8 protein-coding genes are annotated in these 11662 nt (G+C 42.8%); 6 read left to right on the top strand and 2 right to left on the bottom strand.

Annotated elements, in window-relative coordinates; translation table 11 throughout:
- The first annotated feature begins 29 nt into the window (after nt 1–29).
- The 4 genes from MKZ02_RS18600 to MKZ02_RS18585 all read left to right on the top strand — a co-directional run bounded on the left by MKZ02_RS18600 (nt 30) and on the right by MKZ02_RS18585 (nt 6117).
- Nucleotides 30–1514 (top strand): glutamate synthase subunit beta, encoded by a 1485-nt coding sequence (locus MKZ02_RS18600; RefSeq protein ID WP_340855208.1) that lies wholly within the window; start codon nt 30–32, stop codon nt 1512–1514.
- 29 nt (nt 1515–1543) lie between these two features.
- A complete protein-coding gene (glnA, locus tag MKZ02_RS18595; protein WP_340855206.1) occupies nt 1544–2878 on the top strand; it encodes a type I glutamate--ammonia ligase in 1335 nt (444 codons plus the stop codon).
- A gap of 47 nt (nt 2879–2925) precedes the next feature.
- Nucleotides 2926–4776 (top strand): asparagine synthase (glutamine-hydrolyzing), encoded by a 1851-nt coding sequence (gene asnB / locus MKZ02_RS18590; protein ID WP_340855203.1) that lies wholly within the window; start codon nt 2926–2928, stop codon nt 4774–4776.
- Between the two features lie 75 nt (nt 4777–4851).
- The gene (locus MKZ02_RS18585; protein WP_340855200.1) at nt 4852–6117 is read left to right on the top strand and encodes an ammonium transporter; all 1266 of its coding nucleotides are present in this window, start codon (nt 4852–4854) and stop codon (nt 6115–6117) included.
- A 542-nt stretch (nt 6118–6659) separates the two neighbouring features.
- Here MKZ02_RS18585 and MKZ02_RS18580 read toward each other — a convergent pair.
- Nucleotides 6660–7841, bottom strand: coding sequence for a macrolide family glycosyltransferase (locus MKZ02_RS18580; protein ID WP_340855198.1), 1182 nt, complete (start codon nt 7839–7841; stop codon nt 6660–6662).
- A complete protein-coding gene (locus tag MKZ02_RS18575; protein ID WP_340855195.1) occupies nt 7838–8278 on the bottom strand; it encodes a helix-turn-helix transcriptional regulator in 441 nt (146 codons plus the stop codon). The genes MKZ02_RS18580 and MKZ02_RS18575 overlap by 4 nt, the downstream gene beginning before the upstream one ends.
- Before the next feature lie 706 nt (nt 8279–8984).
- Here MKZ02_RS18575 and MKZ02_RS18570 point away from each other — a divergent pair.
- Together MKZ02_RS18570 and nhaC are read left to right on the top strand one after the other, a co-directional pair.
- Nucleotides 8985–10082, top strand: a complete 1098-nt coding sequence (locus tag MKZ02_RS18570; RefSeq protein WP_340855193.1) for an amidohydrolase — start codon at nt 8985–8987, stop codon at nt 10080–10082.
- 132 nt (nt 10083–10214) lie between these two features.
- Nucleotides 10215–11636, top strand: coding sequence for a Na+/H+ antiporter NhaC (nhaC, locus tag MKZ02_RS18565; protein ID WP_340855190.1), 1422 nt, complete (start codon nt 10215–10217; stop codon nt 11634–11636).
- Nucleotides 11637–11662: the final 26 nt, after the last annotated feature.

Here is an 11662-nt window from a genome sequence, read left to right as displayed (position 1 = left end):
GGACTGAGCCCACGGAAAGGAGCTATGATATGGGAAAGGCGGCAGGATTTATAGAGTATAAACGTGAAGTGCCGGGCGAACGGGATCCAGGCGCTCGGCTAAGCGATTGGAAAGAATATCAACAATCGCTGCCAGAGGGAACATTGCAAAAACAAGGGGCTCGCTGTATGGACTGCGGCACTCCCTTTTGCCATACGGGGGTCCAATGGTCTCATTCAACAATTGGCTGTCCTCTATACAATTTAATCCCGGAATGGAATGATCTTGTATACCAAGGGCGTTGGCAAGAAGCGCTGAATCGTTTGGTAAAGACGAATAATTTTCCGGAATTTACTGGGCGAGTATGCCCCGCTCCATGCGAGGGTTCTTGCACAGCGGCCATTAGTGATTCGGCCGTAGCGATCAAAAGTATTGAAAAAGCGATTGTTGATAAAGGCTTTAAAGAAGGGTGGATCATTCCGAAGCCGCCAAGATTTCGAACAGGAAAAACAATTGCAGTGATCGGTTCCGGTCCCGCGGGGCTTGCCTGTGCTGATGAGTTAAATAAAAAAGGGCATTCTGTTACTGTTTTTGAGCGTTCTGACCGGGTTGGCGGCCTGCTTACGTACGGCATTCCAAATATGAAGCTTGAAAAGGAAGTGGTAGACCGCAGAGTGCGACTGCTGGAGGCGGAAGGGATTCAGTTTGTTACGAATAAGGAAGTAGGAAAAGATATGAGCGTTAAACAGCTGCAAGAACAATATCATGCTATTGTTCTGTGCACCGGTGCTCAAAAACACCGTGATTTGTCGATAGAAGGCAGGGGGCTGGCTGGGATTCATTTTGCAATGGATTATTTAACGAATGCAACGAAGAAACTGCTGAATGAGCGCTCTTTAAAGGAAAAGGCTATTTCAGCGACAGGAAAGGACGTCATTGTTATTGGAGGGGGAGATACTGGAGCAGATTGCGTGGCAACCGCTTTGCGTCAGCGCTGTAAAAGCGTGGTTCAATTCGGCAAGCATCCGCAGCCACCCACAACACGGCCAGCGGGCAATCCGTGGCCAGAGTACCCTCATATATTTTCCCTTGATTATGCCTATGCAGAAGCGAATGCTCAACTGGGAAAAGACCCGCGAGAGTATTCTATTCTTACTAAAAAGTTTATCGGGGATAAACAAGGACGCGTCAAAGAGCTTCATACGGTTCAAGTGCAAAAAGTAACCGATGGAAAGGGTCAGCTCATTCTTCGGGAAGTACCAGGAAGTGAGAAGGTATGGCCAGCGCAACTTGTATTCATTGCCGTTGGTTTCAGTGGACCTGAAGAAGACGTTATTCAGGCCTTTCAATTGACACAAGATAAGCGCAGCACAGTGCAAACACCGGCAGGAGGATACTCGACGAATGTGAAGGGAGTATTCGCCGCTGGGGATGTACGCAGAGGACAAAGTTTGGTTGTTTGGGCTATCCAAGAAGGGCGCAGTGCAGCCTGGGAATGTGATCGCTATCTGATGGAAAAGGCAGCACAACTATAAATAAAATGCAACGTGAGGGAGAGAAGAATATGGCGCAGTTTAGCAAAGAAGAGATTTTTAGATTAGTTCAGGAAGAGAATGTGAAATTTATCCGTCTGCAGTTTACAGATATTTTGGGTACGATTAAAAATGTGGAGATTCCTTCATCGCAGCTAGAGAAAGCGTTGAGCAATAAAATGATGTTTGATGGTTCCTCTATTGAAGGATTCGTCCGAATTGAAGAGTCAGATATGTATTTGTATCCAGATATAGATACATTCGTTATTTTTCCTTGGACGGCCGAAAAAGGGAAAGTTGCCAGATTTATTTGCGACATTTATCATCCGGATGGCACGCCCTTTGAGGGAGATCCCCGCAGCAATTTAAAGAGGATACTAAATGAAATGAAAGAATTAGGGTTCACCAATTTTAATGTTGGGCCTGAACCAGAATTCTTTCTGTTTAAGTTGAACGAAAGAGGAGAACCAACACTTGAATTAAATGACAGTGGCGGCTACTTTGATCTTGCTCCTACAGATTTAGGCGAAAACTGCCGACGTGATATTGTGCTTGAGCTGGAAGAAATGGGATTTGAGATCGAAGCTTCCCATCATGAAGTCGCACCTGGCCAGCATGAAATTGACTTTAAGTATACCGATGCTGTGAAAGCTTGTGATGATATACAAACATTCAAATTGGTTGTCAAAACGATTGCCCGTAAGCACGGTCTGCATGCGACGTTTATGCCGAAGCCACTGTTCGGTGTGAACGGCTCTGGGATGCACTGCAACTTGTCTTTATTCAGGGATGGGGAAAATGCTTTTTACGATAAAAATGGAGATTTGGAGCTGAGTGATACTGCCAGACAATTTGTGGCTGGGATTTTGAAGCACGCTCCAAACTTCACTGCTATCACCAATCCGACAGTTAATTCATATAAAAGATTAGTTCCTGGATACGAAGCTCCTTGTTATGTAGCTTGGTCAGCTAGAAATAGAAGTCCCTTGATTCGCATTCCTGCTTCCCGCGGAATGAGTACACGGGTAGAGGTGCGCAGTGTGGATCCTGCGGCTAATCCATATTTGGCAATGGCCGTCCAGCTTGCAGCCGGATTGGATGGTATTAAAAATCAATTAACACCACCGGAAGCTGTCGATCAAAATATTTATGGAATGTCCAAAAAAGAGCGGGAAGACAACAATATTGTTGATTTGCCGGCTACTCTTGCCCAGGCAATTAAAAATTTTCAAGGGGATGAGATAATGACCAAAGCTTTAGGTCCTCACTTGTGTGAGCATTTCATTGAAGCGAAAGTAATTGAATGGGATTTGTTCCGTACGCAAGTGCACCCATGGGAGCGCGAACAGTATATCACACAATATTAAAAGTGGGGATTGTCCCCGAAAAACTTCATAGAAGAGAGTGATCACGAGTGTGTGGGATAACAGGATGGATTCATTGGCATCAGGATTTGACAACTCAAGCATTCATCGTGGAAAAGATGGCACATACATTGGCGAGACGCGGGCCAGATGCTTCGAACGTGTGGAGCGACCGTCATGTGTCTTTCGGTCACACTCGGCTTATTGTTGTAGATCCTGCTGGCGGAAGCCAGCCGATGGCAAAAGAGGTAAATAAGAAAAACTATACAATCGTTTACAATGGAGAGCTTTATAATACAGAAGACCTTCGTAAAGAATTAGTGAAGACAGGTCATGTTTTTCGCTCTCATTCCGACACGGAAGTGCTGCTGACGGCTTATATAGAGTGGGGAGAGGAATGTGTAAATTATTTAAATGGAATTTTTGCTTTTGCTGTTTGGGATGAAGAAAAAGAGCAGCTTTTTATTGCAAGAGATCGTCTCGGAGTGAAGCCGCTTTTCTACAAGGAAGGGAATGGATCATTTTTATTCGGTTCTGAATTGAAAGCGATTCTAGCCCATCCGGAAGTGAAAAGTGAGGTAGACAGAGAAGGCCTTCAAGAGGTGTTTGGGTTAGGACCGTCCCACACTCCAGGTCAGGGGGTTTTTCGCGGAATCAATGAGCTAAGGCCAGCCCATGCGCTTACTTATTCCCGGAGAGGATTGAAGATCTGGCGATATTGGAATGTAATGAGTAAAAAACACGATCAATCATTAGAAGAAACAGTGGAACAAGTTCGATTCCTTGTAAAAGACGCTGTTGAACGGCAATTGACAGCTGATGTACCGGTTTGCACGTTTTTATCTGGTGGAGTCGATTCGAGTGCAATCAGCCAGTTTGCGGCCGACTTTTTTAAAGAAAAGGGCGATGGGGCACTCCATACGTACTCGATTGATTATGTTCATAATCATCATTACTTCCAATCAAGCACTTTCCAGCCTGATGAAGACAGACCGTGGATTGAAAAGATGCAGCAGCATTTAGGAGCGGTCCACCATGCGGCTGTCATTCAAAACGATCAGCTGGCTGACTATTTAATGGATGCTGTAAAAGTGAGAGATTTGCCAGGAATGGCGGATGTTGACTCTTCCTTGTTATGGTTTTGCGAACAGATTAAACCGCGATTTACGGTTGCTTTATCCGGTGAGTGTGCAGATGAAATTTTTGGGGGGTACCCATGGTTTTATCGAGAAGAGTTGCTGAATGATAAAGGATTCCCGTGGATGAAATCACAAGATGAAAGGCAGCAATTGCTTCTTCCGCATTGGCAGCAGCGACTGGATCTCACAAAGTATGTAAGAGACCGGTACGAAGAGACTGTTCGGGAAACACCTCAGTTAGATGGAGAAAGCTCATTGGAAGCACGCCGCCGGGAAATGTTTTATTTGAATATGACATGGTTTATGACAACGCTGCTGGAGCGTAAAGACCGCATGAGCATGGGGGCGAGTCTAGAGGTGCGAGTTCCGTTCGCTGATCATCGGCTTGTGGAGTATGCCTGGAACATTCCATGGAACATGAAAATGCTGAACGGGCGGGAAAAAGGAATTCTACGTCGCGCTTTAGAAGGAGTGCTGCCTCATGATGTGCTTTACAGGAAAAAGAGCCCTTACCCAAAAACCTATCATCCAGAATACACAGCACGGGTAAAGAAACAGTTAACGAACATCATCGATACTCCATCATCTCCTATTCTTGAACTGCTCTCAAAAACAAAAGTGGCAGACATTATTCACTCAAATGGCTCCTCCTTCAAAGTGCCCTGGTTTGGCCAGCTTATGACAGGGCCGCAGCTCATTGCCCATCTTATTCAAATCAATGAATGGCTCGAACATTACAACATTAATATTATTGATAACTAAAAAACAGGGTCAGTTCCCACTGTGCCCATGCACTACCGCAGTGGTGAGCTGACCTGAAATAAAGGAGGAATGTGAATGGATGATTTGTATTGGTTAAATAGTGTATGGATCATGCTAGGGACCATTTTAGTTATTTTAATGCAAGGCGGTTTTATTTTGCTGGAGGCTGGATCAACACGAATGAAGAATGCGGGACACATCGCTGGAAAGACGATTTTTACGTTTGGAATTGCTTCAATTGTGTTTTGGGCGGCAGGATACGGTTTTATTTTCGGGGAGGATGCCAACTTTTTTATTGGGATGTCTGACTTTTTTTATTCCGGTTATGAAGTAGAGGCGACAAGCTATTCCACTGCCGTATTTTTTATGTTTCAGCTGGCATTTGCAGGGATCGCTCTGACGATTGCTTTCGGTGGATTTGCCGAGCGGGCTAAGCTTTCCGTTTATCTGGCTTTTGCTCTTATTTTTTCAGCGGTGATTTACCCTGTTGTAGCTCACTGGATATGGGGGGGCGGCTGGCTGGCTGCGCACGGAAAGCAAGATTTTGCCGGCTCAACAGTTGTTCATTTGACGGGAGCGATGGCTGCTCTTGCAGCTACTATTCTATTAAAACCGAGAATTGGTAAATATAATAAAGACGGGACGGCTAACAACTTATCTGGGCATAATCAAGTGTTCACTGCTTTGGGCGTGCTCATCTTATGGGTTGGCTGGTTTGGTTTTAATGCGGGAAGCACACTAGGAGTGGAAGATGGTTTTTTCGGATTTGTCGCTCTGAATACGAACGTAGCTGCGGCTGCAGGAGCATTTAGTGCCTTAGTCATTTCGTGGATTGTGTGTGGAAAACCTGATGTCCCAACAATGTTGAATGGCGCGCTTGCCGGACTTGTTGCCATCACAGCTTCATGTGCTTTTGTCGAAACGTGGGCAGCGCTTGCTATCGGTTTGGTAGCTGGAATCCTAGTATTTTATAGTGTAAGATTTTTTGAGAAAATAAAAGTGGATGATCCGATCTTTGCTCTTTCAGTCCACGGAGTTGCTGGTGTGTGGGGAACGTTATCAACCGGTTTGTTTGCCACTCCAGAGCTAGCAACTGTTGGTCAACCCGGTCTCCTCTATGGTGGCGGGCTAACGCAGCTTGCTGTACAAGCAATGGGAATCGCTGTATCAGGAGCCTATGCATTTGCTGTTTCATTCGCTGTTTTAGTGATCCTGAAAAAAATGATGAATGGACTGCGAGTGACGGAAGAAGAAGAGCTCGTAGGTCTGGATTTAAGTGAGCATGGCAGTTACGGGTATCCTGAAGCATTTACAGTGAAAGAGCACAGGCTAGCGAAATAGCTTTTTTATTTAGTTGAATAAACCATTAAAGCGATAGAGGACGGGCCTACTATAGCTCATCAGTTAAGTGCTGGTGTAAGATGCAGATGAACGGCTAGCGAGGGGGAGCCCATACTGCTGTTAGGTGTACAGGGCCACTCCGGCTAGACCGGAAAGAATAATGACAACTGCAGGATGAAGATGCAATCTAGTTAATGCCAGCAAAGAAAAAATAAATATTAGTAAAAGACTAAATGATCCGTTGGACAAAGGAGTAGCCATGCCGCTGGAAACGGCATGGTCTGGTGAAGCATTGATTATAGCCTTCGAGTTATAAGGTGACAATAAGTTTAGTTATTTTAAAACCTCAAACAAGCATAACCCCGTTCTAAATTTAGGACGGGGATAAAATATAGTTGTTTCATTTCTAATATAAGATCCTTCACTTTACTTAAAAATATAACAATACAGTTATTTAAATCTAAATATTATTCCATTGTTACGCCCGATTGTTAAAGTTTGGTTCCAGTATAAAGCGCATTTTCATAAAAACCACAAAACCATTAAGATTTCTCCCCAATTTTAGTCAGAATCACATTAGCTGCTTCTACAGCACCGCCGGCATTTTGAAAGGATTCTGACAGTTTCTGTGCATTTCCCTTATATGTCCAATTTGTCAGCACCTCAGCTACTGCTGTTGCTAAATAGTTTGGCGTCGTCCTCTTTAGTTTCAATCCTGCACCCAGTTCGGCAACTCGGTCGGCCACTAATTTTTGTTCGCTATGTTGCGGGAATAAAACCATTGGAACTCCGAAATACAGACTTTCATTTACACTGTTCATACCACTATGGGTAATAAATACGTCTGCTGTCTGTAATATCGATATCTGGTCTACGGAGTTTTTTACTGTGAAATTTTCTGGTATGTTACCAAGAGAAGAAATCTCAGTTTTTTCACCAACTGACATCACAATATCATAGTTCGTCTTTGCAAATGCTTTGATACAGTTTTGGTAAAAATCCTGATTTTGATTAAGTACAGTTCCGAGGGAAATATAGACGACCTTTTTATCTTTTTTAGCGCTCTGCACCGGCGAAGACTGCCTAATGGATGGCCCAACAAAAGCATATCGCTCAGAAAAGGTATGAGCCATCGGCTGGAATTCTTTTGACGTATAAACAATGGTGTCCGTTTCATTATCGTTTTGAACAATCGACACAAAATTCTCTACTTCATAACTATGATTTTTTAGTAAGTGAATTTTTTTGTTAATTCGCGGCATGCCCACGACCATTCTCCATAACTCCAGGAAACTCGGCTTCATCAGTTTTGCTGTATGCTGATTAAAAGAAAAAGAAGTAGTCGAACAAATATATCGGATTCCTAATTTTTGGGCAAATAATTTGCCCCAAAGACATAAAGAGTCGAATACGATGCAATCTGGATGAATAGCCTTTAATTCTTTGCATACCTTTTCATCCAAAGCAATGGTCGTATCAGCAACCATTTCAATCAGTGCCGCAAAATCTTTACCAGCCTTACGGGCCAATTCTTTTTGCGATAATTGAGGCAAGAATTTATCACAAGCAATGTACGTGGCACCCGCACTCTCTATTTTTTCCTGAAATTCTGAAAAGGAGTAGTACCAAACTTGATGGCCCCTTTTTACTAGCTCGGTTACCACCGGAATGGTCGGATTAGTATGACCATGCGCGGGTATCGAGAAAAATACGATTTTGCTCATTCTGACTCATCTTCCGTCAGTTCAGCTTTTCGGATCATCTCCGCAAACTCCAGGAAACTCTCACTTTTTAATATAGCCATTCCTTTTGTCGCATCTTCTCCCAAAACGATTAGCTTATCACCAGCATGAATTTGATACATTTCTCGTGCTTGTTTGGGAATCACAATCTGTCCCCGTTCCCCTACCTTTACCACACCAAAGAACTGCTTTCCTTTGGGCCCGAGCTGATTTACCTCTTCCTCACTCATATTACGAGATAATTGATCCATGGTTACTTGAAAAATATCAGCAAGTATCTTGCACTTATAAATATCGGGTGCGGCTTCTTCGTTTTCCCACTTTGCTATGGTCTGTCGTGATACGTTTAACTTCTCAGCTAATTGTTCTTGACTTAGTTTATGCTTTTTACGCAAAATACGAATATTCATACCAATCATGTCTTTCATCTCCTTATATGTTTAAATATATAAAAGGATGAAGGTGAAATCTATCAACAGTTCGGAACATTTTTTGTTAAAAATCGTGGCAAAGTACTTATGCATTTTATGCAGCTTATCAAGTGGAAAGCTTAGAATCGCCTCTTCAAATAAATTAAGTCGCATACACTTTACTTCTAGATAACGAAGAGATGATACAAACAGCGATATCCATACTTGAAATAATCGAATATAACACTAAATGGCCCGATTGCTGAATAGCATAACTGGGGTTTTTTTAACAACTTTACTATTTTTTAAGCACCTTTATTGTTGCTTAACGCTCCTCAAACGAGAAAGCATCCTGATGCTTCTTTGCTCGGGGAGTGTTCTTTCTGCTTCATATATTTTTTATTTGTTTATTTACCCCCTCCTTTAATCTAATTAAATATAAATTTCTCGGATGGATTTAGGAAGCTTTTTTCTTTGAGGCATTTACGGTGAATCTAACATACAAAAAAGGTCTTCTTTTCTCTATGTCAATGATTTAAATGAAATGATGTAAGTTCTCATTTTTTAGAAAGGTTCGTCCATCAAACAAAAGTATGTACTTGAAAAGGTCATAATATTTAAATAAGCTGAAAAGGTAGCGAAATATCTATACAGTACAGACTGATAAAGTACTGATTTTTAAAGTACTATACGTAGTTGAAAAGGAGAGAAGTCTATGAAATTGCAAGTTAAAGAGCAAATTGCAGAGTGGTTTGATTATTTTCATCAGCACCCTGAAGTGAGTTGGCAAGAAGAGGGCACCACACAAAAAATCACGGAGATTTTAGATGAATTAGGTGTGTCTTACCGGCGCTTCTCTGATGTAACAGGGGTCATTGCAGAAATTGGAGAAGGGGATCAAACAGTGGCCGTCCGTGCTGATATTGATGCATTATGGCAGGAAGTGGATGGGGTGTTCCAAGCCAATCATTCGTGTGGGCATGATGCTCATATGTCGATGGTATTAGGTGCCCTTCTTCAATTGCGAAATGAACCACTCAATAAGAGAATACGCTTTATTTTTCAGCCGGCTGAGGAAAAAGGCAATGGTTCGGTCGCTATGATTGAACGCGGGGCAATGGAAGAAGTGACACATCTTTTTGGTGTGCATGTACGTCCGGCAGAGGAGCTTTCATTTGGACACTTTGCCCCTGCTATTTATCATGGAGCCGGCATTTTCCTGGAAGGAAAAATTATTGGAGTAGATGCCCATGGAGCACGTCCTCACCAAGGAAAAAATGCCATTGATGTGATTGTTGCCTTTCATCAATTGATCAAGTCCATTTACCTGTCACCATTCGAAACCTATTCGGCTAAATTGACAAAAATTGTAGCCGGGGGAGAAAGTGTTAATATTATTCCGGGGACGGTTGAGTTTTCTGTTGATGTACGCGCTCAGAAAAATGACACATTGCGAGTTCTTCAGGAACGCTTGACAGAAGGCTTGGAAGGATTAAAAACGCTCTATGGTGTGGAGATAGAAGCGAATTGGATTGACTATACTCCGGGAGCAGAAGTATCAGAAGAAGCGGCATCTGTTGCGGAGGAAGCTATTCGTTATGTAGCAGGAGACCAGGCTGTTGCCCCACCAGTCGTTACTTCTGGAAGTGATGATTTCCATTTTTATACGATTAAGCATCCGGAAGTGAAAGCGACGATGATCGGTGTGGGAGCGGATTTAGTACCAGGATTGCACCATCCCCATATGACATTTAACCGCTCTGTATTATATACAGGTGCGCAAATTTTGGCAGAAGCACTTAAGAGGGCTTAGCAGAATAAAAGTTTTTGTGAAAAAATAAAAAATCGAATTGACGTACAGCCATTGACCAGTTATTATTACCCTATTAACGTCTATTATGCGACAATTGAAAGTTTTCGAAAAAAGAAGGATTGGGGTAAGATAATGAAAAAAGAGATGTCTTTTTGGGTAGCCATTATTCCGCTGGCTGTTATGATTACTGTCATGGCGATAGCAGTAATAGCTTTAGATCAGGGACCGCACATTCCATTGATTGTCGGTACGACGACAGCCGCACTTGTTGCCTGGCGTTCAGGTTTTAAGTGGGACGAAATTGAAGAAGCTATGTATAAAGGGATACGCCTTGCGCTTCCGGCTGTCGTTATTATTATGCTTGTTGGTTTGACAATCGGGGCTTGGATCGGTGGAGGCATTGTAGCGACGATGATTTATTATGGATTGAAAATCATTACACCGTCATTATTTTTAGTATCCATTACGATCATTTGTGCCGTCGTCTCTTTAGCGATCGGAAGCTCTTGGTCTACAATGGGGACAATTGGCGTAGCAGGCATGGGGATCGGCCTAAGCATGGGAATTCCGGCACCGATGATTGCAGGGGCTGTTATCTCTGGTGCTTATTTCGGAGACAAAATGTCACCGCTTTCAGATACAACGAACTTGGCTGCGGGCTTAACGAATACGGATTTATTTGTTCATATTCGCCACATGTTCTATACGACGATCCCGGGATTAATTATCACGTTAGCTGTATACGCGTTTTTAGGAAAAGATTTTGGTAAAAGCGGAATGGATACAGCTGACATTCAACAAACAATGACGGTGCTTCAAGATAGCTTTGTCATCTCACCATTTTTAATGCTTATTCCATTACTCGTTATTGTGTTGGTAGCCAAAAAGGTGCCTGCGATTCCTGCACTTATTATCGGAATTATCCTCGGTTTTGGCTCTCAAGTCTTTATTCAAGGAGGCTCTTTTACAGGGGCGATTGCTGCCCTGCAAAGCGGTTTTGTTATTGATACCGGAAACGAGATGGTTGATAACTTATTTAACCGCGGCGGTTTAGATTCAATGATGTATACCGTTTCCATGACGATTGTGGCTATGACTTTTGGAGGCGTTCTAGAGTATACAGGAATGCTTGAAGCCATTGTCAAACAAATTTTAAAGCTGGCAAGAACAGGAAAAACGCTTGTGGCATCAACGGTGGTTTCTTGTTTTGCGACAAACGCTTCTTGTTCCGAACAATATATTTCTATCGTTATTCCTTCAAGAATGTATGCAAAAGCTTATCAGGAGAAAGGGCTTCATTCGAAAAATCTTTCGCGTGCTCTTGAAGATGGAGGAACGCTAACTTCCGTGTTCATTCCATGGAATACGTGCGGAGTGTTCATACTCGCAACGCTTGGTGTTCATACATTTGATTATGCGCCGTACGCGATACTGAATTTCGTGGTGCCAATTCTTTCTATTATTTATGCGTTAACTGGATTCTCTATTGTCAAGCTGACAGATGAAGAGAAATTAGCCTTAGCACAGCAAGAGGAAACGACATTAAATCAATAGAATAAAGGAAAGAAAAAGTTCCTTTA

Origin of the sequence: Pseudobacillus sp. FSL P4-0506 (assembly GCF_038003025.1) — a bacterium.
Classification (GTDB): Bacteria; Bacillota; Bacilli; order Bacillales; family Domibacillaceae; genus Pseudobacillus.
This window is presented reverse-complemented; position numbering and strand designations above follow the sequence as displayed.